General features: G+C 65.3%; 18 protein-coding genes, 2 tRNA genes and 2 rRNA genes. 12 read left to right on the top strand and 10 right to left on the bottom strand.

Features of this window, described 5'->3' with window-relative positions:
- Nucleotides 1-47 precede the first annotated feature (47 nt).
- The 4 genes from E5P3_RS23760 (at nt 48) to rrf (ending at nt 3,640) form a co-directional block, all read left to right on the top strand.
- A tRNA-Ile gene (locus tag E5P3_RS23760) sits at nt 48-124 on the top strand.
- Between the two features lie 28 nt (nt 125-152).
- Nucleotides 153-228, top strand: a tRNA-Ala gene (locus E5P3_RS23755).
- 312 nt (nt 229-540) lie between these two features.
- Nucleotides 541-3,411, top strand: a 23S ribosomal RNA gene (locus E5P3_RS23750).
- Between the two features lie 116 nt (nt 3,412-3,527).
- A 5S ribosomal RNA gene (gene rrf, locus E5P3_RS23745) occupies nt 3,528-3,640 on the top strand.
- A 100-nt stretch (nt 3,641-3,740) separates the two neighbouring features.
- On the opposite strand, the gene E5P3_RS23740 is transcribed toward rrf, so the two are convergent.
- Nucleotides 3,741-4,880, bottom strand: coding sequence for a DNA topoisomerase IB (locus E5P3_RS23740; RefSeq protein WP_443083296.1), 1,140 nt, complete (start codon nt 4,878-4,880; stop codon nt 3,741-3,743).
- Nucleotides 4,881-5,145: 265 nt separating this feature from the next.
- Entirely contained in the window at nt 5,146-5,706 is a 561-nt protein-coding gene (locus tag E5P3_RS23735; protein ID WP_162588195.1) for a putative glycolipid-binding domain-containing protein, read from the bottom strand.
- Between the two features lie 18 nt (nt 5,707-5,724).
- Between E5P3_RS23735 and E5P3_RS23730 the strand changes: the two genes are divergently transcribed.
- A complete protein-coding gene (locus E5P3_RS23730; RefSeq protein WP_443083263.1) occupies nt 5,725-7,011 on the top strand; it encodes a DNA polymerase Y family protein in 1,287 nt (428 codons plus the stop codon).
- Nucleotides 7,012-7,106: 95 nt separating this feature from the next.
- Here E5P3_RS23730 and E5P3_RS23725 read toward each other — a convergent pair whose 3' ends face one another.
- Nucleotides 7,107-8,021 (bottom strand): LysR family transcriptional regulator, encoded by a 915-nt coding sequence (locus E5P3_RS23725; RefSeq protein ID WP_162588193.1) that lies wholly within the window; start codon nt 8,019-8,021, stop codon nt 7,107-7,109.
- Nucleotides 8,022-8,064: 43 nt separating this feature from the next.
- Nucleotides 8,065-10,989, bottom strand: coding sequence for a phosphoenolpyruvate carboxylase (ppc, locus tag E5P3_RS23720; protein ID WP_162588192.1), 2,925 nt, complete (start codon nt 10,987-10,989; stop codon nt 8,065-8,067).
- 100 nt (nt 10,990-11,089) lie between these two features.
- Here ppc and hemC point away from each other — a divergent pair, with 100 nt between their 5' ends.
- The 7 genes from hemC (at nt 11,090) to E5P3_RS23685 (ending at nt 19,219) form a co-directional block, all read left to right on the top strand.
- Nucleotides 11,090-11,995: a hydroxymethylbilane synthase gene (gene hemC / locus E5P3_RS23715; RefSeq protein ID WP_174263094.1), complete on the top strand. Its 906-nt coding sequence runs from the start codon at nt 11,090-11,092 to the stop codon at nt 11,993-11,995.
- Between the two features lie 5 nt (nt 11,996-12,000).
- Complete coding sequence (locus E5P3_RS23710) at nt 12,001-12,774, top strand: uroporphyrinogen-III synthase (protein ID WP_162588191.1); 774 nt, start codon at nt 12,001-12,003, stop codon at nt 12,772-12,774.
- Nucleotides 12,771-13,847, top strand: a complete 1,077-nt coding sequence (locus E5P3_RS23705; protein WP_162588190.1) for a uroporphyrinogen-III C-methyltransferase — start codon at nt 12,771-12,773, stop codon at nt 13,845-13,847. The genes E5P3_RS23710 and E5P3_RS23705 overlap by 4 nt, the downstream gene beginning before the upstream one ends.
- 9 nt (nt 13,848-13,856) lie before the next feature.
- Nucleotides 13,857-15,140, top strand: a complete 1,284-nt coding sequence (locus tag E5P3_RS23700) for a heme biosynthesis HemY N-terminal domain-containing protein (protein WP_162588189.1) — start codon at nt 13,857-13,859, stop codon at nt 15,138-15,140.
- A gap of 217 nt (nt 15,141-15,357) precedes the next feature.
- Entirely contained in the window at nt 15,358-16,527 is a 1,170-nt protein-coding gene (locus E5P3_RS23695) for a polysaccharide biosynthesis/export family protein (RefSeq protein ID WP_162588188.1), read from the top strand.
- A gap of 5 nt (nt 16,528-16,532) precedes the next feature.
- Nucleotides 16,533-16,970 carry a low molecular weight protein-tyrosine-phosphatase gene (locus tag E5P3_RS23690; protein WP_162589831.1) on the top strand — a complete coding sequence of 146 codons (438 nt, stop codon included), beginning with the start codon at nt 16,533-16,535 and terminating at the stop codon, nt 16,968-16,970.
- Entirely contained in the window at nt 16,970-19,219 is a 2,250-nt protein-coding gene (locus E5P3_RS23685; protein ID WP_162588187.1) for a polysaccharide biosynthesis tyrosine autokinase, read from the top strand. The genes E5P3_RS23690 and E5P3_RS23685 overlap by 1 nt, the downstream gene beginning before the upstream one ends.
- A 51-nt stretch (nt 19,220-19,270) precedes the next feature.
- Here E5P3_RS23685 and E5P3_RS23680 read toward each other — a convergent pair whose 3' ends face one another.
- The 6 genes from E5P3_RS23680 to E5P3_RS23655 are packed head-to-tail and all read right to left on the bottom strand — an operon-like array spanning nt 19,271 to nt 26,492.
- Complete coding sequence (locus tag E5P3_RS23680; RefSeq protein ID WP_162588186.1) at nt 19,271-20,497, bottom strand: glycosyltransferase WbuB; 1,227 nt, start codon at nt 20,495-20,497, stop codon at nt 19,271-19,273.
- Nucleotides 20,498-20,534: 37 nt separating this feature from the next.
- Nucleotides 20,535-21,698 (bottom strand): glycosyltransferase, encoded by a 1,164-nt coding sequence (locus tag E5P3_RS23675; protein WP_162588185.1) that lies wholly within the window; start codon nt 21,696-21,698, stop codon nt 20,535-20,537.
- On the bottom strand, nt 21,695-23,044 hold the full coding sequence (locus tag E5P3_RS23670; protein ID WP_162588184.1) for a hypothetical protein: 1,350 nt from the start codon (nt 23,042-23,044) through the stop codon (nt 21,695-21,697). The genes E5P3_RS23675 and E5P3_RS23670 overlap by 4 nt, the downstream gene beginning before the upstream one ends.
- On the bottom strand, nt 23,041-24,012 hold the full coding sequence (locus E5P3_RS23665) for a hypothetical protein (RefSeq protein WP_162588183.1): 972 nt from the start codon (nt 24,010-24,012) through the stop codon (nt 23,041-23,043). The genes E5P3_RS23670 and E5P3_RS23665 overlap by 4 nt, the downstream gene beginning before the upstream one ends.
- Nucleotides 24,013-24,034: 22 nt before the next feature.
- Nucleotides 24,035-25,003: a GDP-L-fucose synthase gene (gene fcl, locus E5P3_RS23660; protein WP_162588182.1), complete on the bottom strand. Its 969-nt coding sequence runs from the start codon at nt 25,001-25,003 to the stop codon at nt 24,035-24,037.
- Nucleotides 25,004-25,061: 58 nt separating this feature from the next.
- Nucleotides 25,062-26,492: a mannose-1-phosphate guanylyltransferase/mannose-6-phosphate isomerase gene (locus E5P3_RS23655; RefSeq protein WP_162588181.1), complete on the bottom strand. Its 1,431-nt coding sequence runs from the start codon at nt 26,490-26,492 to the stop codon at nt 25,062-25,064.

Genomic DNA, 26,492 nt, shown 5'->3' with positions numbered 1-26,492 from the left:
CGCCCACACTTATCGGTTGTTGGAAGAGGTCGATTCGTTTCGACCATGGGTCTGTAGCTCAGCTGGTTAGAGCACCGTCTTGATAAGGCGGGGGTCGTTGGTTCGAGCCCAACTAGACCCACCATCTTCTGATATCCAAGTGAGAGGACATCGGGGGATTAGCTCAGCTGGGAGAGCACCTGCTTTGCAAGCAGGGGGTCGTCGGTTCGATCCCGTCATCCTCCACCATCATCCTGGTAGATCCTTCAACACCAAAGCGGCTTTGTGCGAGAGCGCGAGGCCTCTTTGTTGTTGATCGAGATTGTTCGGTCAATCGGCTGTTCTTTAAAAATTCATAGAGTCGAATCAGCGTTGCTGATGGAAACTGCACATTCGTAAAGGTTTGGTGCGGACCGTGCCATCAGCAACAAGAATTTTGATTGCGTCAAATGAACTTCACTTCGAAGCAATTCGAATGAAGACGGCATAACGCGTCAGGTGAAAGACCTGGCATATTCCTTGATGGGCTTTGGTTTCTGTGAAGAAACGTCAAAGTTATAGGGTCAAGTGAATAAGAGCATGTGGTGGATGCCTTGGCGATGATAGGCGACGAAGGACGTGATAGCCTGCGATAAGCTTCGGGGAGCTGGCAAATTAGCTTTGATCCGGAGATTTCCGAATGGGGAAACCCACCGAAAGGTATCGTTATCTGAATACATAGGATAACGAGGCGAACCGGGTGAACTGAAACATCTCAGTAGCTCGAGGAAAAGACATCAACCGAGATTCCGAAAGTAGTGGCGAGCGAAATCGGAAGAGCCTGTTAGTGATAGCACAAGACTTAACGGAGCGGCTTGGAAAGGCCGGCCATAGTGGGTGATAGCCCCGTACGTGAAAAGACTTGTGTGGTACTGAGCTGACGAAAAGTAGGGCGGGACACGAGAAATCCTGTCTGAAGATGGGGGGACCATCCTCCAAGGCTAAATACTCATCATCGACCGATAGTGAACTAGTACCGTGAGGGAAAGGCGAAAAGAACCCCGGGAGGGGAGTGAAATAGATCCTGAAACCGCATGCTTACAAAAAGTCGGAGCCCGCAAGGGTGACGGCGTACCTTTTGTATAATGGGTCAGCGACTTACATTCAGTGGCAAGGTTAACCGAATAGGGAAGCCGTAGAGAAATCGAGTCCGAATAGGGCGTCTAGTCGCTGGGTGTAGACCCGAAACCAAGTGATCTATCCATGGCCAGGATGAAGGTGCCGTAACAGGTACTGGAGGTCCGAACCGACTAGTGTTGCAAAACTAGCGGATGAGCTGTGGATAGGGGTGAAAGGCTAAACAAACTTGGAAATAGCTGGTTCTCTCCGAAAACTATTTAGGTAGTGCCTCAAGTATTACCGTCGGGGGTAGAGCACTGTTTTGGCTAGGGGGTCATGGCGACTTACCAAACCAAGGCAAACTCCGAATACCGACGAGTACAGCTTGGGAGACAGAGCACCGGGTGCTAACGTCCGGACTCAAGAGGGAAACAACCCAGACCGCCAGCTAAGGTCCCTAAAATTGGCTAAGTGGGAAACGAAGTGGGAAGGCTAAAACAGTCAGGATGTTGGCTTAGAAGCAGCCATCATTTAAAGAAAGCGTAATAGCTCACTGATCGAGTCGTCCTGCGCGGAAGATGTAACGGGGCTAAGCCAGTTACCGAAGCTGCGGATGCACAGTTTACTGTGCGTGGTAGGAGAGCGTTCTGTAAGCCTGTGAAGGTGCGTTGTAAAGCGTGCTGGAGGTATCAGAAGTGCGAATGCTGACATGAGTAGCGTTAAAGGGGGTGAAAAGCCCCCTCGCCGTAAGCGCAAGGTTTTCTACGCAACGTTCATCGGCGTAGAGTGAGTCGGCCCCTAAGGCGAGGCAGAGATGCGTAGCTGATGGGAAACAGGTCAATATTCCTGTACCGATGTGTAGTGCGATGTGGGGACGGATCTTAATAGGTCATCCGGGTGTTGGATATCCCGGTTTAGTTGGAAGTAGGCGTGCGTTAGGCAAATCCGGCGCACATATACCGAGGCCAACGATCGAGCCAGCTTGCTGGTGAAGTGACTGAACGAGGTTCCAGGAAAAGCCACTAAGCTTCAGCTGCACACGACCGTACCGCAAACCGACACTGGTGCGCGAGATGAGTATTCTAAGGCGCTTGAGAGAACTCAGGAGAAGGAACTCGGCAAATTGACACCGTAACTTCGGAAGAAGGTGTGCCCTATTAGTGTGAAGTGAACAACGGAGCATGAATGGGTTGCAAAAAATCGGTGGCTGCGACTGTTTATTAAAAACACAGCACTCTGCAAACACGAAAGTGGACGTATAGGGTGTGACGCCTGCCCGGTGCTGGAAGATTAAATGATGGGGTGCAAGCTCTTGATTGAAGTCCCAGTAAACGGCGGCCGTAACTATAACGGTCCTAAGGTAGCGAAATTCCTTGTCGGGTAAGTTCCGACCTGCACGAATGGCGTAACGATGGCCACACTGTCTCCTCCTGAGACTCAGCGAAGTTGAAATGTTTGTGATGATGCAATCTCCCCGCGGAAAGACGGAAAGACCCCATGAACCTTTACTGTAGCTTTGTATTGGACTTTGAACAGATCTGTGTAGGATAGGTGGGAGGCTTTGAAGTGCGGTCGCTAGATCGCATGGAGCCAACGTTGAAATACCACCCTGGTGTGTTTGAGGTTCTAACCTAGGTCCATCATCTGGATCGGGGACAGTGCATGGTAGGCAGTTTGACTGGGGCGGTCTCCTCCCAAAGCGTAACGGAGGAGTTCGAAGGTACGCTAGTTACGGTCGGACATCGTGACGATAGTGCAATGGCATAAGCGTGCTTAACTGCGAGACTGACAAGTCGAGCAGATGCGAAAGCAGGACATAGTGATCCGGTGGTTCTGTATGGAAGGGCCATCGCTCAACGGATAAAAGGTACTCTGGGGATAACAGGCTGATACCGCCCAAGAGTTCATATCGACGGCGGTGTTTGGCACCTCGATGTCGGCTCATCTCATCCTGGGGCTGTAGCCGGTCCCAAGGGTATGGCTGTTCGCCATTTAAAGAGGTACGTGAGCTGGGTTTAAAACGTCGTGAGACAGTTTGGTCCCTATCTTCCGTGGGCGCTGCAGATTTGAGGAAGCCTGCTCCTAGTACGAGAGGACCGGAGTGGACACACCTCTGGTGTATCGGTTGTCACGCCAGTGGCATTGCCGAGTAGCTAAGTGTGGAAGAGATAACCGCTGAAAGCATCTAAGCGGGAAACTCGTTTCAAGATGAGATCTGCCGGGGCCTCGAGCCCCCTGAAGAGTCGTTCTAGACCAGGACGTTGATAGGTCGGGTGTGGAAGCGCAGTAATGCGTTAAGCTAACCGATACTAATTGCTCGTGCGGCTTGACCCTATAACTTTGATCTCCCAGATCAAGGTGTTATGCCAAGTGACGCAGTCAAATAACAACTGATTTAACTCTATGAATTCGCCGTCTTGTCCTCAACACCAAGACAGCACCCCTTTATGCCTGATGACCATAGCGAGGTGGTCCCACTCCTTCCCATCCCGAACAGGACAGTGAAACGCCTCAGCGCCGATGATAGTGCGGGTTCCCGTGTGAAAGTAGGTCATCGTCAGGCTCTTACAGCCACAAAAAGCCCAGCCAGCAATGGTTGGGCTTTTTGCTTTTATACGCGCCCCTCTACCACCCTTCCCACACCACTCCAGCATCGACATACTTCACGCACTCGCGCGGCCGCCTTGATTCGCTGCCAAGGCCTTCTGGGCGCGCCGAGCCTCAAGACGACTCCGCCGCAGGAACGCAAGCAACCGTGCCTCTGCAGAGTGAAGCCGGCGCACACTTGGAGGTGCGTTTGCCAGTTCCTTCCATATCTCGGTCATTGCCCCGGAATCGGCAGACAATTTGGCGCCGAGCGTCAGCACAGCCGGATGAATATAGGCCTTCTTGCAAACCGCTGGGGTGTTGCCAAGTTGTCGGGCAACCGCGCCGAGAATTTCCTTGGCGCTGACGCGTGAGCTGGCTCGTACGCCTTCCGACTCACCGCTGCAGGCAATGCGCGTGAGTTCAAGTGCTTGCACTGTTCCATGCCAGGTTCGGAAATCCTTCGCAGTGAAATTGTCTCCCGCCGCCTCTCTCAGGTACTCGTTGACGTCAGAGGAGGACACGTTACGTACTTCGCCTTCGGGCCCCTGATACTGGAAGAGCTCTTGGCCGGGTAACTGCTGGCACCGCCGAATGACGCGCGCTACTCGGGGATCGTCGACTCGGGCCTCATGGAGCACGCCGCTCTTGCCGCGAAAGCGTAGCTTGAGCGAGCTGCCGCGCACATCGACGTGCCGGTTGCGCAAGGTCGTGAGGCCATAAGATCGGTTGCTGCTGGCATATTCCTCGTTGCCCACCCGAAGGAAGGTGATGTCGAGCAGGCGCACCAGCGTTGCCAGCACCGTCGCGCGTCCCGGCAACGGCTCCCTCGCACCTGCTCGAAGGTCGCGCGCCACGCGCGCGCGGATTTTCGGCAACGCGCGCCCGAACAGCTCCAGTCGTTCGAACTTGGTTTCATCCTTCAGCAGGCGCCATTCGGCGTGGTAGCGGTACTGCTTGCGGCCGCGCGCATCCATTCCTGTGGCCTGTAGATGGCCATTGGGCAGCGGACAGATCCAGACGTCGGTGTACGCCGGTGGAATAGCCAACTGCTTGATACGGGAAAGCTCATCGACGTCACGCAACCAATGGCCCTTCGCATCCCGATAGCGAAAGCTGCTGCCATGCCGCACACGCGTGAGCCCCGGCATGCCGGCATCCACATAGACGAGGCCGTTATTGAGAGGCACAGGTCGAGGACTTGCAGCGTCAGCCATGCGCTTAGAAAAGTTAAAGGCCAAGGTTGCATTCTTCGACGTACTCTGCGAGATGGCGCCAACCCCGCCCGCCTGTAGGACCCAGCACGCGTTGCGAGTCCGAGCCCGCCGGCGAGCACATCTTCATTGCGCTCTGGCGAGACGAATCTGCCGGAGCTCTTCCGGCCATGACGCGACCGCCTTCGCTGGGTGCCAGCGCCGCGCAGCATGCCCGCTAGTCCGCGCCACGACCACACCCGGCGGTGGGGCCCTCAGCCCTCAGCCCTCAGCCCTCAGGCTGCCAAAGCGTCGGGTAGTGCGTGACGAAACCTTCCGGCACCGTGACTAACAGACCCTCATAGTCAAAGCGAGGGGATTGGTACCAGTACTCGGCCTCGCTGCGGCGTTCGTAGTGCTGCGCCAGCGCGCTCAGGTCTTCGTTGTCGAGGTCCAGCCAGGCGGCCGGCGCCTCCGCGCTTTCACCGACCTGGAGGTTTAGGCGGCGCAAAGGCAGCAGGTTGGTGGCGGGGGTGAAGCCCAGGTCCAAATCCGTGCAATGGGCCAAGCCCGGCACCCGCTGGTCGTTGAGCGACCATTCGCCGTTGGCGGCGCGCGCGATCGCGAAGTCCACCGGGAGGCTCCCGATCCAACCGCGCACACGTCCCCATTTCGCGTGCCACGCCTTGTCGCAATGCACGCGGTAGTCCAGACGGGCGGGCTGGCCGTTCTCGCCGCGAAAGACGGCGGCGCCGTCGAGCTGCCATCCGTCGCCGTGCTTCTCGAGGCGGCAGGCATCATGGCCGGGCAGGTCGAGCCGGCGCCAGAACATGGTGGCTACGATTTGCATGGGCCGATGATGGCATCGATGCCCCCAGCGCACCAGTGCCCGTCCCCGAACGTTCAAAATCAGCGCGTGACCGCCGCTCCAATCCGCCGCATTGCCCACCTCGACATGGATGCGTTCTATGCCTCAGTGGAACTACTGCGCTACCCGCAGCTCAAGGGGCTCCCGGTCGTGATCGGAGGTGGCCGGCGCAAGGTGGATGAAGCCATCCGCGAGCTGCCGGAAGGCAGCACCCTGGCCGATATTCCGGTCGCGGCCTTCCCGCTGCTCAGAGACTATGTGGGCCGCGGCGTGATCACCACCGCGACCTATCCCGCGCGGCCCTTCGGTGTCGGCTCCGCAATGGGGCTGATGAAGGCGGCGAAGCTGTGCCCGCATGCCATCATCCTGCCGGTCGATTTCGACGAGTACCGCCGCTATTCGCGCATGTTCAAGAAGGTGATCACCGAGATCGCACCGCTGATGGAAGACCGCGGCGTGGACGAGGTGTACATCGACTTCACCGAGGTGCCTGGCGGTCAGCGGGAGGGTGGACGTGTGTTGGCCCGCCTGATCCAGCGCTCCATTCTCGAGGCGACCGGGCTCACCTGTTCGATCGGCGTCGCGCCCAACAAGCTGTTGGCCAAGATGGCGAGCGAGTTCGACAAGCCGAATGGCGTCTCGGTGGTCTATAGCCATGACCTCCAGACGCGCATCTGGCCACTGCCCTGCCGGAAGGTCAACGGCATCGGGCCCAAGGCCGACGAGAAGCTGCAGCGCTTCGGCATCCGCACGATCGGCGAGCTCGCGGCCCGCGACCGCGATTGGCTGATCCAGAACTTCGGCAAGGCCACCGGCGCCTGGATGCACGAGGTGGCGTGGGGGCGCGACGAGCGGCCGGTGGTGACCGAGAGCGAGCCGGTGTCGATGAGCCGCGAGACCACCTTCGAGCGTGACTTGCATGCGGTGCGCGACCGGGCCGAGCTGGGCGCCATCTTCACGCACCTCTGCGGCAAGGTGGCGGAAGATCTGCAACGCAAAGGCTATGTCGGCAAGACGATCGGGATCAAGCTGCGCTACGACGACTTCAAGATCGCGACGCGCGACCAGACCATCGAGCAGTTCACCTCGGACGCGAAAACCATCCGGCAAGCTGCCGGACGTTGCCTCAAGCGCGTGCCACTGGGACGGCCGCTGCGCCTGTTGGGCGTGCGCGTGGGGGCGCTGGTGAAGGCAGGTAGTCCGGAGGCACTGCTGGCGTCGGCGCAAAGAGGATCCGTGGCGCAATCGCGCGCCGCCGCCCTTGCGACCACCGCCTCGCTTTTCTAGACAACGTGATCGCTCGAGTGCTGCTTGACTCGCGTCGGCCGGGTGCATTCGCGGTCGATCTGATGCGCAGCGCCGGCCCATGGCGCGGAAGTCCGTCAAGACATCCGGCGCTTGTCCAAGGAGTACTTCTGCTCGAAGCGGGTTTGCAGGAAGTCCAGCAGCGCGCGCAAGGCCGCGCTGTTGTGACGCCGCTGCAGGTAGGCGGCCGACAACCACATGTCGTTGCGCACGCAGTCTCGCAGCACCGGAACCAGTTCGCCATGGTCCATGTGGGTCTGGACCAGCAGGGCCGGCAGGTAGAGAACGCCGAAGCCCATGAGCGCCGCCTCGATCAGCGGCCCGGCCTCGGAGGCGTCCATGCGGCTCTTGACCGGCACGTCCAGCGCTTGGCCATCGACCTCGAAGCGCCATTGCGGATGGATGCCGAGCCGGGAATGCGTCAGCGTCTCGTGCTGCGCCAGCTCGGCCGGATGCGCCGGTGTGCCGCGCTTCTTCCAGTAATGCGGCGAGGCGCACACCACCAGCTTCAGCTGCGTCAGCTTGCGCACGATGAGGTTGTCGTCCTCGATCGGACCGGCACGCAGCGCCAGGTCAACCGCTTCCTCGGCCATGTCGACCTGGCGGTTGCTCAGGTGCAGGCTCAGGCTGACCTCGGGGTAGTAGCCCATGAACTGTGCCAGGAGCTTGGGCAGGTCGCCCTGGCCCATGCCGTGCGGCGCCGAGATGCGCAGCCGGCCTCGCGGCTGGCTCGCATGCTCCTGCAGTTCGGCCTGGGTGAGCTCCACCATCTCCATCACCGGCTTGCTGCGCTCGAGCAGCAGCGCCCCGGCGTCGGTGAGGCTGACGGAGCGCGTCGAGCGGTTGAGCAGGCGCACCCCGAAGCGGCTTTCGAGCTCGGCCACATATTTGCTCACGGTGGCCTTGGACATGTCCAGGCGGGTGGCCGCTCGGGAGAAGCTGCCGTAGGCGGCGACTTCGCGGAAGGTCTTGAGAAGGTCTAGGCTGTCCATGTCAATCGCCCATTGTGCGGCGACCCCGGCAATTTCAGCTCGATCAGCCCGTGTTCCGCAGGCCTGCCGCCACGCCGTTGATCGACATGTGGATGCCGCGCTGCAGGCGCTCGTCGTCCTGCTGGCCGGAGCGCCAGCGCCGCATCAGTTCCACCTGAAGATGGTGCAGCGGATCGATATAGGGGAAGCGGTGGCGGATTGAACGCTGCATCTCGGCGTTGCCTTCCAGCCGCTGCTTCGCGCCGGTGATCAGCGCCAGCGCGTCGGACGTGCGATGCCATTCGGCCTCGATCATCGAGAACACCTTCTGGCGCAACTTGCGATCCTCCACCAGTTCGGCGTAGCGCGTGGCCAGGGCAAGGTCGCTCTTGGCCAGCACCATGTCCATGTTCGAAAGCAAGGTGCTGAAGAAAGGCCACTGCACAACCATGCGCTGCAGCAGGGCCTGTCGTTCCTTGCGCGCCGCCGCGCTGCCGGCAGCAGCCAGGAACCGTTCGATCGCCGACCCGAAACCGTACCAGCCGGGCAGCGTGAGCCGGCACTGCCCCCAGCTGAAGCTCCAGGGCACGGCGCGCAGATCCTCGATCTGGCGGCTCGGATTGCGCGAGGCCGGCCGGGAACCGATGTTGAGCTCGGCGATCTCCCGGATCGGCGTGGCGCTGAAGAAGTAGTCGCCGAAGCCGGGTGTCTCGTAGACCAGTGCGCGGTACGCCGCCATGCTTGCTGCCGACAGCTCGTCGGCAGCGGCGAGGAAGGCCGCCGGCGCCGCCTTCGCCGACGGCAGCAGCGTGGCTTCCAGGGTGGCGGCGACCAGCGTCTCGAGATTGCGCCGCCCGATCTCGCGATTGGCGTACTTGGACCCGATCACCTCGCCTTGTTCGGTCAGGCGGATCTGGCCGCGCACCGTGCCGGGCGGCTGCGCCAGGATGGCCTGGTAGCTCGGGCCGCCTCCGCGCCCCACCGTGCCGCCGCGGCCGTGAAACATGCGCAGGCGGATGGCGGTCCCGGCCTTCTTGTTCAGCTCGTCGAACAGCGCCACGAGCGCAGTGCCGGCGCGGTAGAGCTCCCAGTTGCTGGTGAAGATGCCGCCGTCCTTGTTGCTGTCGCTGTAGCCCAGCATCACATCCTGCTCGGCGCCCGATCGCGCGACCAGGGCCTGGATGCCGGGCAGGGCGTAGAAGGCACGCACGATGGGCGCGGCATTGCGCAGGTCCTCGATGGTCTCGAACAGGGGCACGACGATCAGGTCGCAGGTGGCGCAGCCGAGCGCAGCGCCGGGCCGCCCCGAGGCAGCGGGCGCCCCCTTGGGTGGCAGCGAGGACACGCCAGTGCCGAGCGTGGGGGCGCCGTTGCTCAGGGTGCCGCGCAGCAGGCCGACTTCCTTCTGCAGCAAGAGCGCCTCGAGCAGATCGCTCACCGTCTCGGTGTGGCTGATGATGTAGTGGCGGATCGCCGCCGCGCCGTAGCGCTTGCGGGCACTGCGCGCGGCCGCGAAGATCGCGAGCTCGCTCTGCGTGAGCGGCGAGTAGGCCGCGTCGGGCACGCGCAGCGGGCGCGCGTCGTCCAGCAGGCGCAGGAGCAGCGTTTGCTTGGCTTCCTCGGCCATCGCCGCGTAATCGGGCTCGATCCGCGCGGTGGCCAGCAGCTCGGCGATCACGGCCTCATGCTTGTCGGAGCTCTGGCGCAGGTCGACCGTCGCGAGATGGAAGCCGAACACCTCGACTGCGCGGATCAGCGGCCCGAGGCGCTGGCTCACCAGGCCCGCGCCATGCTTGTCGAGCAGCGATTCCTCGATGGTGCGCAGGTCTGCCAGGAACTCCACGGCATCGGGATAGGGGTTCTGGGGCGCGACCGCATGGCGCGCCGCCTCGCCGCCGCTGAGTTCGCGCAGCGTCGCCGCCAGGCGCGAGTAGATGCCGGTGAGCGCCCGGCGGTAGGGCTCGTCCTGGCGGTGCTCGCTGTGGTCGGGCGAGCGCTCTGCCAGCGCCTGCATCTCCACCGACACGTCCACCAGCGTGGCCGACAACGACAGCTCACCGCCGAGGTAGTGCACCTCGGTCAGGTAGTAGCGCAGCGCCAGCTCGGACTGGCGGCGCATGGCGTACTCGAGGCTCTCGGCCGTCACGTTGGGATTGCCGTCGCGGTCGCCGCCGATCCATTGGCCCATGCGCAGGAAAGGCGCGATGTCGTTGCGGCCCAGGGCCTTTTCCAGGACGGCGTAGACGCGAGGGATCTCGCGCAGGAAGGTGGCCTCGTAGTAGCTCAGCGCATTCTCGATCTCGTCGGCCACGGTGAGCTTGGAGAAGCGCAGCAGCCGCGTCTGCCAGAGCTGGAGCACGCGCGCGCGCATGCGGCTCTCGTTCTCCGCCAGGGCGATCGGCGTCAGTGTGTCCCTGGCGCCGGCGAAGCACTGCTGGCGCAGCTTGATGTCGTCGCGCTCGGTCAGCAGCTGCGCGATGGCACGCTCGGCATCGAGAATGCTCTTGCGCTGCACTTCGGTCGGATGGGCAGTGAGCACCGGCGACACGTAGCTGTGCGCCAGCGACTCCACCACCGCTGCCGGCGTGATGCCCGCCTTCCGGATGCGCGCGAGCGCCATCTCCAGGCTGCCGGCGGCGCTCTCGCCCTTGCGCTCGGTCTCGGTGCGGCGGCGGATCTGGTGCCGGTCCTCGGCCAGATTCGCCAAGTGGCTGAAGTAGGTGAAAGCCCGGATCACGCGCACCGTCTCGGCCGCGCTCAGCCCCTTGAGGAGGTTCTTGAGCGCGCGGTCGGCTGCATGGTCTGCATCACGCCGGAAGGAGACGGACAGCGTGCGGATTTTCTCCACCAGCGCGAAGGCCTCCTCGCCCTCCTGCTCGCGGATCACGTCGCCGAGGATGCGTCCGAGCAGGCGGACGTCGTCGATCAGCGGTTGTTCGTCGCTGTCTCGGCGCTTTGTGGTGGAAGCAGGGGCAGGGCTGCTTTTCATTCGAAAATCTCCTCGTTCGATCGGGGTCGCCGCCGCGTTGCTGCGATGCAACAATGCTAGCATTCCCAAGGTCCCCCACAGCAACGGAAACGGCCCCTCATTGACCAACATCGTGATCGCCACGCGCGAGAGTCGCCTGGCCCTCTGGCAGGCGGAGCATGTGCAATCCCTGCTTCAGCAACGAGGTCACGCGGTCAGCCTGCTCGGCATGACGACCCGCGGCGACCAGATCCTCGATCGTTCGCTCTCCAAAGTGGGCGGCAAGGGCCTGTTCGTGAAGGAACTCGAGCTGGCGCTCGAAGAAGGCCGTGCGGACATCGCGGTGCACTCGCTCAAGGACGTGCCCATGGATCTGCCCGAAGGCTTCGTGCTGGCCTGCGTGCTGGCGCGCGAGGATCCGCGCGATGCGCTGGTGTCGCCGCGTTACCCGTCGCTCGAGGCCCTGCCGCAGGGTGCCGTGGTCGGCACCTCCAGTCTGCGGCGCGTGGTGTTGCTGCGCGCGCTGCGGCCCGACCTGCGCATCGAGCCCTTGCGCGGCAACCTCGATACGCGGCTACGCAAGCTCGACGAAGGGCAGTACGACGCCATCGTGCTGGCGGCCGCCGGCCTCAAGCGGCTGGGCCTGGAGCAGCGCATCCGCGCCGTCTTCGAACCCGAGGCCATGCTGCCGGCCGCGGGACAGGGCGCGCTGGGTGTCGAGGTGCGGGCCGATCGCAGTGATCTGGTATCGCTGCTGGCGCCGCTCGCCAGTCTGCGCGATCAGCTCGCCACTGCGGCCGAGCGCGCCGTCAGCCGGGCCATGGGCGGCAGTTGCTCGATGCCGCTGGCGGCCCACGCGCGCTGGCAGGATGGCGACCGCCTGCGCATCGATGCCGCCTGGGGCGATCCCGACGGCGCGGCGCAGCTGGTCCGCATCCACGCGCAGGCCGAGGTTGACGACCCTGCGCAGGCCGTCGCGCTCGGCGACGCGGCCGCCCGTTTGCTGCGCGAGGCCGGCGCGCACTGAATGAGATGCCTGCCTCCAGAGTGATCGTCACGCGCCCCGCGCGCGAGGCGGCGCGCTGGGTCGACGCCTTGCGCGCCGCCGGCCTGGACGCGCAGGCCCTGCCCCTGATCGGGATCGCCCCGGTGGCTGATCGGAAAGATCTCCAGGCGGCGGTGCAACGCCTCGGCGACTATGCCGCCCTGATGTTCGTGAGCGCGGCAGCTGTCGAGCATTTCTTCGACGGTGCCGGCGCCATCGCTGCCGGCTTGCGTTCACGCTGCTGGGCCACCGGCCCCGGCACCGTGCGTGCGCTGCAGCAGGCCGGCGTTCCGGCCTCGGCGATCGACGCGCCGGCGGCGGACGCCGGGCAGTTCGATTCAGAGGCACTGTGGGCCGGGGTGCATGCGCAGGTGGGGCCGGGCGCACGCGTGCTGATCGTGCGCGGTGGCGATGCGGCGGGCCAGCCCGCCGGGCGCGCCTGGCTGTCGCGCGAAATCGTCGCGGCTGGCGGTGCGTGCGACATCGTCGTCGCATATCGCCGCATCCCCGCTCCGTTCGACGAGGCCGCGCGCGCTCTGGCTGCGGAAGGTGCGCGCGGCGAGGCGGTCTGGCTCTTCAGCAGCGCGGAGTCCATCGCTCGTCTGCGCGCCGCGATGCCCGGCACGGCGTGGGCGTCCGCGCGTGCGGTCGCCACCCACCCTCGCATCGCGGAAGCCGCGCGCGCCGCGGGATTCGGGGCGGTGCGCGTCTCTTCCCCGGCGCCGGGCGCGCTGGTCGCGTCGATAGAATCCTTCGCATGAGCGACGCCTCCGTCTTGAACGAACCCCTGCAGGAACCGACGGCGCGCGCGCGCGTACCGGCACCCCTGCAGACGGCGCCGCTTCCCGCAGCCACGCTCTCGAAGATCCTGCTCGGACTGCTGGCTGCGGCCGCGGTGGTGGCGCTGGTGGCGGTGCTGGTTCTCTGGCAGAAGGTCAGCGGGATGCAGGAGCAACTGGCCCGGCAGAGCGCCGACGCCATGGCGCAGTCCATGGAGGCCCGCACTCTGGCGCGCCAGGCGCAGGAGACGGTGCGAGACACGGCGGCGCGGCTGGCACTCAACGAGACCCGGGTGGCGGAGGTGGCGCTGCAGCGTTCGCAGCTCGAGGAGCTGATGCAGAGCCTGTCGCGCTCGCGCGACGAGAACCTGGTGGTCGACATCGAGGCCGCGGTCCGCCTCGCGCTTCAGCAGGCGGAGGTCACGGGCAATGTGCAGCCACTGCTGGCCGCGCTCAAGGCCGGCGACCTGCGCATCGCTCGCGCGGCCCAGCCGCGGCTGGCGCCCCTCCAGCGCGCGATGCAGCGCGATGTCGGGCGTCTGCAGGCCGGCGCCACCGCCGAGAGCGGCGAGACGCTGCGCAAGCTCGACGACCTGGTGCGCATGGTGGACGAGCTGCCGCCTCTCAACGCGGTGGCCACGCGCGGCGCTGGTCTCAACCCATGGCAGGCCGAGCCGATGCCGGTCGATGCGCCGTGGTGGCAGCGTGCACTGCTGATGGTGCGCAACGAGGCGCGCGCGCTGCTGCGCGTGGGGCGCATCGATCGCCCCGAGGCCGTCCTGCTGTCGCCCGACCAGACCTTCTTCCTGCGCGAGAACCTGAAGCTCCAACTGCTCAACGCGCGCCTGGCCCTCCTGTCCCGGCAGTTCGACACGGCCCGCAATGAACTGGCCACGGTTTCGGCCTCCCTCAACCGCTACTTCGATCCAGCCTCGCGCCGCGTGCAGGCGGCTGCCACGCTGTTGCAGCAGTTGCAGGCCCAGATCAAGACCAGCGAACCGCCGCGCATCGACGAAACGCTGGCCGCGCTCACCACGGCCGCGGCAGGGCGATAGGCTTCGGGCATGCGCGCAGCACTGTGGCTCCTGGCCTTGTTCGGCATCGCGGCGGCGGTGGCGCTGTTCGCCGGCAACAACCAGGGCACGGTGACCGTTTTCTGGCCGCCGTGGCGGGTTGACCTCTCACTCAACCTCACGCTGCTGATCCTGCTGGTGGCCTTCGGGCTTCTGCACGTGGCCTTGCGTGCGCTGTCTGCGCTGTTCTCCCTGCCGCGGCAGGCACGCCAATGGCGGCTGCAACAGAAGGAGCGCTCCTTGCATGCGGCGCTGCTGGACGCCCTCGCGCAACAGCTGGCCGGCCGCTTCTCGCGCTCGCGCAAGGCGGCGCAGGCGGCGCTGTCGCAGGAGCGGGCCTTGGCCGCGCTGGATGCAAGGCTGCCGCAGGCTCAGCAGATCCGCGTGCTGTCGCACCTGCTCGCCGCGGAGAGCGCCCAGGCCCTGCAGGACCGGGCCGCGCGCGATGCACACTTGCAGCAGGCGCTCAACGAGAGCGCCGACCGCGCCGTGCTCGCCAGCCCCGAAACCCGCGAAGGCGTGCAGTTGCGCGCAGCCCGCTGGGCGCTCGACGACCGCGACGCGCCTGCTGCGCTGGCCCGGCTGGAGGAGCTTCCGCAGGGTGCGCAGCGCCGCACGCTGGCCCTGCGCCTGCGGCTCAAGGCGGCGCGCCAGGACCGGCGCACGCAGGAGGCGCTCGAGACCGCGCGCCTGCTGGCCAAGCATCGCGCCTTCTCCGATGCCGCGGCGCAGAGCATCGTGCGCGGCCTGGCGACCGAGCTGCTCTCGGGCGCGCATGACTCCAACCAACTCCTGCGGGCCTGGAGCGAGCTCGAGGGCGGGGAGCGCGAGATGCCCGAGGTCGCGATCCATGCGGCGCAGCGCATGGTCGCACTGCGCGGCGACCTCACGCTCGCGCGCGCTTGGCTGCTGCCGGTGTGGGAGCGCATGATCGAGCAGCCTCGCAGCCTGCACGAATCGTTGCGCGTGAAGCTGGTGCGGGCGCTGGAGGCCGGTCTCGATTCGGTCGATGCCGACTGGCTGGCACGCATCGAATCGGCGCAGCGCAACAATCCGCGGGACGCCAACCTGCAGTATCTCGCCGGCATGGCGTGCATGAAGCGTCAGCTCTGGGGCAAGGCGCAACAACTGCTCACGCATGCCGGTCTGGCGTTACAAGATCCAGTTTTGCACCGCCGGGCTTGGCAAGCGTTGGCAGAACTCGCCGAAGCTCGCGACGACGCTAATCAGGCTTCTGCTGCCTGGAAGCGCGCTGCACAGATCGAAACCCCCTGAATGGGGTGAACTGGTCCCGTATCGCTATCTTTTTGATAGCTGAAGACCTAATTAGCGCTTGAAACTGCGCCGTGTAGGAGCTCGCTTACCCCATCTGACGCCACACCCGTTTACCCTGCCTAACGCTCTAGGCCAAGAAAGAATTTGAGCCTGGCGCTTTGCTGATGTACAGTCGTAACTGTTTGCAAAAGTATTCATTCAGGGTCATGACTCGGAGTTGGGTTTGAAACGTTTCCTACTACATGCCACTTTGTTCGCCTTGGCAGGGCTGCTGTTACAGGCTTGTGCGCCACTGGCCCCGGGCTTTCGTTCGGCGGGCAACGACGGTGCCCAGGCTGTTTCGCCTTCGGGCTTTTCCACCTCGGAGATCGATCCGCCACCTCCGGGCGCGATCACCGAGATCACGCCCCAGCTGATCCGGGCGCAGCGCGCCGCTGTCGGCAACAACGTGCCCCCCGAAGTACGGGCGCTGGTGGGTGAGCCGCCGGTTTACAAGATCGGTCCTGGCGATGTGGTGAGCATCGTGGTCTATGACCATCCGGAAATCGTGTTCAGCGGAATCCCTGCGACGACCGTGGCCGATCAGGCGAGCGTGTCGCCGGCGCCCGGCTTCATTGTGTCCAACACGGGCCACATGAGCTTCCCCTACGTGGGCCAGATCAAGGCCGAAGGCATGACGGTCCAGGACCTGGAGCAAACGCTGATCAACAGGCTGTCCCGGGTATTCAAGAGCCCGCAGCTGAGCGTGCGCGTGAACGCCTTCCGCAGCAAGCGTGCCTACATCGAAGGTGAAGTCCGCACGCCCGGCCTGCAGATCTTCACTGACATCCCCATGACCCTGGCCGAAGCGATCAACCGCGCGGGCGGGTTCTCGGGGAACGGGGACCGCTCTGCCGTGACCCTGACCCGCGATGGCAAGACCGTCACGCTCGACCTCATGTCCATGGCCGAGGCAGGCATCGCGCCGACCAGCATCCCGCTGCGGTCGGGCGACCTGGTGATGGTGCGCAGCCGCGATGAACGCAAGGTCACCGTCATGGGTGAGGTGAACGTGCAGACAGGCGTGGTGATGCGCAACGGCCGGCTCAGCCTGAACGACGCGCTGACCGAAGTCGGCGGCGTCAACCTCGGTACCGCCAACCCGCGCCAGATCTACGTGATCCGCAACGAGACGGATGGCCTGTCGATCTTCCACCTGGACGCCCGCACCCCCACGGCGATCGCGATGGCGGACGGCTTCGCCCTCAGGCCCAAGGACGTGGTCTACGTCGACCCGGTGCCGCTGGTCCAGTGGAACCGCGTGCTCAGCCTGATCCTTCCGACCGCCACGACCGCGACCTCCTATCGCGATCTGGGCTCGCGCAGCACCGGTGGGAGCGGCAGATAGTGGCCATCCAGAACGTCCTCGTCGTGTGCACCGGCAACATCTGCCGCAGCCCGATGGCCGAAGCCGTGATGGCGGCCGACCTGCCCGGCGTGCAGGTCGGTTCGGCCGGCCTGCAGGCGCTGGTCGGCAAGCCTGCGGACCCCACCGCGCGCGAGCTGCTGGACGCGCGCGGCATCGATATCGGCGGGCACCGGGCGCAGCAGCTCAGCCTCGAGATGTGCCAGCGCGCCGACCTGATCCTGGTGATGGACCGCGAGCAACGCCGCGCGGTCCAGGAGCGCTATCTCTTCGCTGCTGGCAAGGTGTTCCGTCTTTGCGAGTTCAGCGACGAGGACGTGCCTGATCCTTACCGGGAGGATCGCAGCCTCTTCGAGCACTCGCTCCAGCTCATCGAATCCGGCGCCAGGCAGTGGGCCCAACGCATTTCAAGAGTATCCAGTTGATGACTTCCTCAATCATTACCAAGACGAATCCCTCCCCGGCGAGCGCGGCGGACGAGGAAGACCTCGACATCGGGCGCTACATCGACGTCCTGATCTCGAACAAGTGGCTGATCGCGGCGATCACCCTCGTCGTGTTCGTGATCGGCGCGAGCTATGCTTTCCTGGAGCGCCCGGTCTACGAGTCCAACATGGTGATCCAGGTCGAGGACACGGAGCCCGGGGGCAAGGGCATCCTGGCCGAAGCCGGAGGCCTGGTGGACGTGAAGACGCCGGCGAGCGCCGAGATCGAGATCATCCGCTCGCGCATGATCGCAGGCCAGGCGGTGGAGGCCGCGAAGCTCTACATCGCCTCCGGACCCCGCTATGTGCCCTACATCGGCGGCTGGCTGGCGCGCCGCGCCAACGGCCTTTCGGACCCGGGCTTCCTCTGGCTCGACGGCTATGTGTCCGGTACCGAGCGCATCCTCGTCTCGCAGTTCGACGTGCCGACCATCATGGAAGGCGGCCTGTTCACCGTGACCGCCGCAGCGAACAACCAGTACACGCTGGACTACCCAGGCATGCAGCAGCTCAAGGGCACCGTCGGCACAATGCTGAAGGCCGAGACGCCCGAGGGGCCGATCACGCTGCAGATCGACCAGCTGGCCGGCAAGCCGGGCGCGCTGTTCAACCTGTACCGCTACGCAAAGCTTCCGACCACCATCGGATTGCAGTCCAGTCTTGTCCTCCAGGAGCGCGGCAAGAACTCGGGCATCGTCAACGTATCGCTGCAGGACACCGATCCCTTCAAGCTGACGCGTGTGCTCAACGCCGTGGGCGACCAGTACGTCAAGCAAAACATCGAGCGCAAGGCCGCGGAAGCGCAGAAGACCTTGGCCTTCCTCGACGTCCAGCTGCCCCTGTTCAAGAAGCAGCTGGAGGCTTCGGAGGAGGTCTACAACCGCTATCGCAACCAGAAGGGGACGGTGGCCTTCAGCGAGGAAGCCGCGCTGATCCTGGGCCAGTCGGTCGACCGGCAGACCAAGCTGCTGGATGCCCAGCAGCGCCGGCGCGAGCTGGAGTCGCGTTTCACTTCTGCCCATCCTGCGGTGCAGACCCTGGACAGCCAGATCGCGGCGCTGAGGTCCGACATGGGCAGCATCCAGGAACGCATCAAGGGCCTGCCGGCGATCCAGCAGGAAGCGGTGCGCATGGAGCGCGACGTCAAGGTGAACACCGAGCTGTACCAGTCGCTGCTCAACAATGCGCTGCAGCTGCGCCTGGTGAAGGAAGGCAAGGTCGGCAACGTGCGCGTGCTCGACGAGGCGGTGGTGCCCTCGCAGCCGGTCAAGCCGAACCGCAAGGTGATCATCGCCGCGGCGCTGGCGCTGGGGCTGTTCCTCGGCATCGTCGCGGCCTTCATCCGCAGCTCCTTCGTCGAGCAGCGGCTGCGCGATCCGCACGAGGTCGAAGCCGACACCGGCCTGCCCGTGTTCTCGACAATTCCGCTGAGCCCCTCGCAGGCCGCCATAGCCAAGCGCCGGCTCAGCGGCGCGACCGGCGTGCGCCTGCTGGCGATCGAGAACCCTGACGACCCGGCGGTCGAGAGTCTGCGCAGCCTGCGCACCGCGATGCAATTCGCAATGCTGGAGTCGCCCAACAACCGGGTGCTGATCAGCGGCCCCACGCCAGGCGTCGGCAAGAGCTTCGTGACGGCCAACTTTGCCGCCCTCATGGCCGCCGCAGGCAAGCGCACGCTGCTGATCGACGCCGACCTGCGCCGCGGCCACACGCACCAGTACTTCGGCCTGCAGCGCCACGGCGGCCTGTCCGAGCTGATCGCGGGCAGCCTGACGGTGCAGCAGACCGTGCACCGTCAGGTCGTGCCCAACCTCGATTTCCTTGCCACCGGCCAACTGCCGCCGAACCCGGCGGAACTGCTGGTGTCGGACTCGTTCAAGACCATGTTGGAGCGCCTGTCCGAGCAGTACGACCTGGTCGTCATCGACACGCCGCCGGTGCTGGTGGCCGCCGACACGTCCACTGTGGCGGCCCATGTGGGCACGGTACTGCTGGTGGCGCGCGCCGACCAGTCGACCATGGGCGAGCTCAAGGAAAGCACGCGACGCCTCTCCATGAGCGGCAAGGCCGCCACAGGCGTGCTGCTCAACGCGATGGACCTGGGCCGGCGCACCTTCACACCCTACAAGTACGGGCGGTACCGCTACACCAGCTACAACTACGAGAGCATCCTGCCCGAAGAGCAGTGAGGCAAAAAAGAACCGGGCCGAGGCCCGGTTTTTTTTGAGCGGGCGTTCCTCTCAGCGCTTAGCAACGCAGGCCAGCAGGTCGCGCTCGAACTGCGCCAGCACGGCATCGCGATCGAAGCGCGCTTCGGCGACCGCGCGCGCCTTGAGCCCCAGCTCGCGCCGGCGTTCGGGCTGCGATGCCAGCGCCAGCACGGCGTCTGCGAAGGATCTGGCGTCGTCCGGCGGCACGGCGATGCCGCATTCGGCCGTCACCTTGCCGAGCTCGGTCTCGGGGCGTGCACCAGCGACCACCGGCCTGCCGCTGCTGAGCATGCCGGTCAGCTTGGAGGGCATTACCAGGTCCGCTGCGTCGGCACGCTGGGGCAGCAGGTGGATGTCGGCCAGGCCAAGAAAGTCGCCGAGCCGCTCGACCGGCTGCAAGTCGAGGAAGCGCACATTGGCGAGCGACTCGCAGCGCTTCATCAGCGCGGCGCGACCGGCGCCGTTGCCGCAGAACACGAACTCCAGGCCGGGCTGGTCCTTGAGCATCAAGGCCATTTCGGCCAACAGCTCCAGGCCCTGCTTGGCGCCCATGTTGCCCGAGTAGAGCGCCACCACCGCGTCGGGGCGAATGCCGAGCTCGGCGCGGTAGGGGCTCACGCCTTGCAGCGGCTGGATCCCCGAGACGTCCGCCCAGTTGGGCAGCAAGACCAGCCGTGCGTCCTCGGTGCCCTTGTTGCGCGCGCGTTCGAGCATGCGTTGCGAGATCGTCGAAATGCGGTCGAAGCGGCGCATCAGCCAGCGCTCGGCCGCCGCGACGAAGGCGCGCGTGCGCGCCCCCCTGAGCAGGCCGAGCTCGAAGGCGGCGTCCACCTCGTAGTCCTGGATATGCAACCAGGACTTGGCCGAGCGCAGGCGCGCGAAAGCCAGGGCCGCCGGCGTGCAGAACATCGGAGGCTCCGTGACCCACACCACGTCCGGCTTCCAGTGCCATTGGGTGAGCAGGGCCGGCACGCTGCTGGCGGCAAAGCTTGCCAGATGCAGCAGCCGCTTCGCACCGGTCACCTTGCGCGGCACCCACAACGGCGCGCGAAAGACCTGGGCACCCTGCCATTCGTGTCGGATGTAGCGCCCGGCGTGGTAGCCCGGCTGCACTTCCCAGTCGGGGTAATAGGGCGGGGCCGTCACCACCCGCACTTCGTGGCCGTGCGCCACGAGCCAGGCCACCATCTCCCCGGTGTACTTGCCGATGCCGGTCAGCTCCGGTGCGAAATTGATGCCGTAGACGAGCAGCTTCATGAGGGCCTGTTGACGCTGTGCAAAGGGGCGTTGGCCCTTAGCCGAGGTGCGGAGCGTGCGTGCGGATGATGTCGACCAGCGTCGAAGCCACCTGCTCCATGCGGAAACGCTGCTCGAAGGAGCGCAGCGCGGCGGCGCGCATCGCGTCCAGCTCGGCCGGCGTTGCGGCCAGCCAGCGCCGCAGCAGGGCAGTCGTGCCTTCCAGCGTATCGGACTCGACGAAGCCGGCGTGGTCCGCATCGATCTCGCGCCAGATGTTGACCTTGTCGCTGATCAGCACCGGCCGGCTGCAGGCCATGGCCTCCACCACCGCAATACCGAAGTTTTCCTGGTGAGAGGGGAGGCAGAACACTTCGCACGCATGAAAAGCGCCCCACTTGAGATCTCCCGACAGCATGCCCGGCCAACTGATGCGCGAGGCCAGGTCCAGGCTCCGCGCGCGGGCTTGCAGTTGCCGCGTAAGGGCATCGTCGCCGGGCCCCGCCATCACGAGATGGACATCGGGCGCCTTTCCCGCCACCTGCGCGAAGGCCTCGATCAACAGGTCGCAGCCCTTCTTTTCGTGGATGCGGCCGAGGAAGAGCAGAAGGCGCTTGTTACGCAGCTCGGGGAAGGACGAGAGGAAGACTTCCGACAGGCGCTGTGCATCCCGCGGTGGCGTGCTGGTGCCGTAGGAGCCCACCACCTCGCGGCAGCGATAGAGCCAGAACGACTGCCGAGCCAGCAGGCGTTCCTCCTCGCAGGTGAAGACCACGGCAGATGCGTCGCGCAGCACGCGGTACTCGCCCCAGGGCCAGTAGAGCCACTTCTTCAGGTGCTTGAGCGGGTAGCGGCGCTTGAACCACGGATCCAGCATGCCGTGGCTGTACACGAAGTAGGGAGTGCCCGAGCCGTGCAGCGCGCGCCGGGCCGCAAGGCCCACGTACTGCCAGAGCCCGTTGACGATGACGGCGTCATAGCCGCCGGCATGTGCCTTGAGCCAGGGCAGCAGGCGCTCGTTGTAGCCGTAGCTGGAGATCGACGGGCCGGTCGCGACCACCGTGCCGGGATAGTCGCGCACGCAGGGGGCATCGGGGCTGTCCAGGCTCACCACGTCGCCACTGTGACCCAGGGCCGTCAGCGCGTCGTGGATGCGCCGCACTCCCTCGATGACGCCTCCGCCCTGGGGATCGACGGAGGGGACCAGATGCAGCAGTCTCACGATCGCGAGGCGCGCGGCGGGAAGATCTCGAGCCTCGGGTACCGGAATAGCAGGAGAGCGTAGGCGAACATGAGCCCGAGCAGGGCGTTGGCGGTCAGCTGCCCGAGGGCAGGCCAGCTGACCACCGCCAACGCGGTCGTCAGCCAGACGAGAAGCGGATAGGGGGAGTTGGTGCTGATCGAGATCTTCAGGCTGCGGATCACGCCCAGAACCAGCACGAGGTACTTGAGCGCGATATAGGCGAAGCCCAGCAGTCCGCCTTCCATCAGGATGCGGCCGCCTTCCGCTTCCGCGAGGGCGAAGACATCGGCAGAGCCTGTACGCACGTAGGTGGCGAGGTTGGAGCCGAAGCCCACGCCGTAGCCGAGCCAGGTGACGAGGTCGAGCACCCAGGGCTCACCGAACAGCACCGTAAGCACCCGTTCGGTAAAGTCTTCCGCGGCCGACGCCTGCTCGAAACGCGTCTGCGTGACGCCGATGGCGTCGCGGAATACATAGGCAAAGATGGCGGTCAGCAAGCCGATCACCACGACGGCGGCCGCCGCGCCCACCTTGTTGCGCGTCTTCGAGAAAAGCAGGCGGCCGACCAGGAAGGCTCCCAGCATCCCGGCCGACGTGATCGCCGCTGTTCTGGATCCGCTCACCAGCGCGCCGGTGGCGAAGGCCCCGAACACCGCGAGCGCGAACAGAAACTGGAACTGGTTGCGCTTGCGTGCGGCCAGGATGCCGAACACCAGGGGCGCCACCATGGTCAGGTAGGTGGCATAGCCCGAGGTGAAGCTGAAGGTCCCGGTGGTGCGGACCACCCCGACCACCGCGACGAAGACGCTTTCCTCATCGCCGTCGATCTGGGTGTTGATGCGCGCGCCCGGCGGCGAGTAGTGCTGCAGCACCGCCAGGGGCGCCAGCAGCAGCATGACGTAGGCGGCCGCCTTGATGGCGGCCCGGTAGTCCGCCTCGTTCATCGCAGCCGCCGCGGCCACCGCGAACCAGATGTAGAGCAGCCAGAAGCGCAGCCCGATCACGTACACGACAGGCGTGCTCTGGCCGGCGACCAGCTGAAGCAGTCCCCAGCCCACCACCAGGCACGTCCAGGCCAGCATGGCGGCGGTGATCTTCCTGTGCCGCCTCAGGTGGCCGTGCCGCCAGGCGTAGACCACCAGCATCAGCGCCAGCATGTCGCGCAGCAGAATCAAGGGCAGGGTAGACGCGGACGACACCCATTTGCGGACCGAGCCCTCGAACACGACGATCAGGAAGACGGCGAGGAAAAGCTTGCCCGCACGGCTGAGCGACACAGCCCGGCTGGGCGCCTGCATGGTGGTGGTAGGGGCGACGGCGCTCATCGTCGTCCCTCGCTCGCGAGCGTGCGCAGTGCCGCCACGTGGGCGTCGACGCGATGCGGCTTGTACCACCTGTGTGCCGCGCCGCCCACGCTGCGAGCATCGATGGTGGCGTCGAGCGCGCCGAAGCCGCGTACATAGTGGACGTTGGCGGTCAGGCCGTCATGCTCGCCGTAGTCCTTCGACAGCAGGATGGGGCAGACCGCGTGCGCGCAGTAGGCCGCGAAGATGCCGCTCTTCGACACATAGTCCGGCGGATAGGCGAGCGCGCCGTAGTCCGCGCCGGCCAAGGCCGCGCTCACCTGCTCGGCCGGCAGCTTGCCGTGCATCACCACGCCTTCGTGGACCATGCGCTGCGCCAGCGGCCCTTCAGGCATGGCCGGGCCGATGTCGTGGATCTCCAGGCCGTTGCGCTTCGCACTGCGGAAGATCTCGCCGTCGGACCAGTCGTAGACCTGGGCGCGGATGCCGGCGCTGCCGAACACGACCAGCCTGCGCTGCCGCTCGGTGTCGATCGCGTCGAGTTCCCCCACGTTCGAGAACACGGGGAGCACCCGGTGCGGCGCAGCCTTCGACTGCGCCAGCAGCCAGCGCGCGGCATCCTCGCGGTTCGTCAGCCAGAAGTCGGACTCGAGCAGCAGCTCGCGCGCAATGCGCCGCTGGATGCCGCTGAGCCAGAAGGCCGAGCCCCACGGCGGTCCAGTCGCGAAGAGCTCGTGGAAGACCACGCCGACGGCCTTGAACTGCGCGCGCAGGCTGCGGATCCGGCGGACCAGCCACAGGGGAATGCCGCGCTTCTCGAAGCCGTAGCCGCTGAAGTGCAGCAGCACGAAGTCGCCCGAGAGCGAGGTGGTGTCGGTGTCGTGTTTCAACTCCATCAAAGGGGCATGGAGCGGGTGGCCGACCACGGACGCGTAGTCTCGCACGCCGCCCGTGCCGGGCGGGATGAGGGAGAGCGAGGAAGCGTTCATGCAGGACAGGACAGGGGACTCCTCAGGAAGGAACGAGTTCTTCGCTGCGGAAGTCTTCGTAGGCGCGTGTCACGCCGTCGCGCAAGGATACCTCGGGCGCCCAGCCGAGCTCGCGGATGCGCGAGATGTCGAGCAGCTTTCGCGGCGCGCCGTCCGGCTTGCCGGTGTCATAGCGGATCTCGCCCTGGTAGCCCACTACATCGCTCACCAGGCTGGCGAGTTCGGCGATCGACAGGTCTTCACCGGTGCCGACGTTGATATGGCTGGTGGTGACCTCGGTACAGGCCGCGTAGGTTTCGCGCGGCAGGTCCATGACGTGCACGCAGGCGCGAGCCATGTCGTCGACATAGAGGAATTCACGCTTCGGAGAGCCGGTGCCCCAGATGACCACCGCGGGGGCGTCGGCGAGCTTCGCTTCGTGGAAGCGCCTGATCATTGCCGGCAGCACGTGGCTGTTCTCCGGATGGTAGTTGTCGCCCGGGCCGTAGAGGTTGGTCGGCATCACGCTGCGGAAGTCGCAGCCGTACTGGCGGTTGTAGCTCTCGCACAGCTTGATGCCCGCGATCTTGGCAATCGCATAGGGTTCGTTGGTCGGCTCCAGCTTGCCGGTCAGCAACGCATCCTCGGCCATGGGCTGCGCCGCCAGCCGCGGGTAGATGCAGCTCGAGCCGAGGAAGAGCAGCTTGCTCACACCGTTGCGCCACGCCTCGTGGATCACGTTCGCCTCGACCATCAGGTTCGAGTAGATGAACTCGGCTGGATAGCTGTTGTTGGCATGGATGCCACCCACCTTGGCCGCGGCGACGTACACCTCCTGCGGCTTCTCTTCGGCGAAGAAGGCACGCACCTGGGCTTGGTCGGTCAGGTCGAGCTCGGCACGGCTGCGGCTGATGATGTTGCTGTAGCCCTGCTCGACCAGGCAGCGGACGATCGCGCTGCCGACCATGCCGCGGTGGCCCGCCACGAAAATCCGCTTCTGAAACTGGCTCATGGAATGTCGACCTTCGCGCAGGATTGGAGGGGACCGGAACGCCCGGAAAAAGGAGCGCTCAGGCCAGTTTCTTGTCTTTGCCGAGGACGGCGGCGGGCGCGTCATCGAAGCGGACGATGTCGTCCTCGCCGAGATAGCCGCCGGTCTGGACTTCGATCACCTCGAGCATTGTCTTGCCCGCATTCTCGAGCCGGTACTTGGCCCCTACGGGGATGTAGATCGATTCATCTTCCTTGACCAGGCAGATCTCGCCGTTGCACAGCACCCGGGCCGTGCCCTTCACGACCACCCAGTGCTCGGCGCGATGGTGATGCATGCGCAGGGCCAGGCGCGCACCGGGCTTGACCGTGAGGCGCTTGACGGCGAAACGGTCGCCATCGTCGACGCTGTCATAGGCGCCCCAGGGGCGCGGAATGCGGCGGTGGCGCGTGGCCTGGCTGTGCCCGTGGGTGGTCAGCAGCGCGACCGCGTCCTTGACCTGTTCAGCGAACTCCGCGTGCGCGACCAGCAACGCGTCCGGCGTGTCCACCACCAGCAGGTCCTTGGTGCCCAGGGCGACGACGGGACGGTTCGGTGCGTAGATGAAGGTGTTGTGTGCGCCCATGGCGAAGCCCTGGCCGCTGATCCGGTTGCCGTTGTCGTCCGCCTCGTGCAGCTCGGCCACCGCGTTCCAGCTCCCGACATCACTCCAGCGCCCCTGGAACGGGAGTACGGCAACCTTCTCGCACTTCTCGAGCACGGCGTAGTCGATGCTCTGGCTGCGGCAGCGGCCGAAGGCGGCGGCATCCATTCGCAGGAAGTCGCCGTCGACTTCGACGGTTGTAGTGGCCTCGCGGCAACTCTGGAGGATGTCGGGCGCATGCTGCTGCAGCGCTGCGATCAGTACCCGGGCCTGGACCAGCAGGATCCCTGCATTCCAGAGATGGCCGCCCGCGAGCAGCAACTGCTCGGCATGCGCAGCGGCCGGCTTCTCGACGAAGGCAGCCACCGCGTGGCCGGCCTCGTCGCCCAGCGATGCCGCGAGAGGCTCACCCTGCCGGATATAGCCGTAGGCCGTGCTCGGAAAGCTGGGCTCGACGCCGAAGGTCACGAGATGGCCGGCGAGGGCGGCGGGCACGCCCTTGCGGATCGTTGCCACGAAGCGCTCGGCGTCGGGAATGTGATGGTCGGCCGGCGCGAACAGCAGCAGCTGGTCAGGCTCGGACAGAAGGGCGACCGCGGCCATGGCCGCTGCCGTGTTGCGAGCCACCGGCTCGAGCAGCTGCTGGCCGCTCACGTCTGCGGCCTCGATGCTTTCCTGCACCAGGAAGCGGTGCTCTTCCGCCGCGACGCAGGTCACCTCGGGGCTCAGAAGCCGCAGGCGTTCCAGCGTGAGAACCAGCAGGTTCTTGTTGTCGATCAGGGGAACGAACTGCTTGGGCAGCGTCTTGCGCGAGAGCGGCCATAGCCGCGTGCCACTGCCGCCACAGAGAACGATGGGCCGGATCAT

Source organism: Variovorax sp. RA8 (assembly GCF_901827175.1).
Taxonomy (GTDB): domain Bacteria; phylum Pseudomonadota; class Gammaproteobacteria; order Burkholderiales; family Burkholderiaceae_C; genus Variovorax.
The sequence above is the reverse complement of the archived record's forward strand: the minus strand, read 5'-3'. Positions and strand labels throughout refer to the sequence as shown.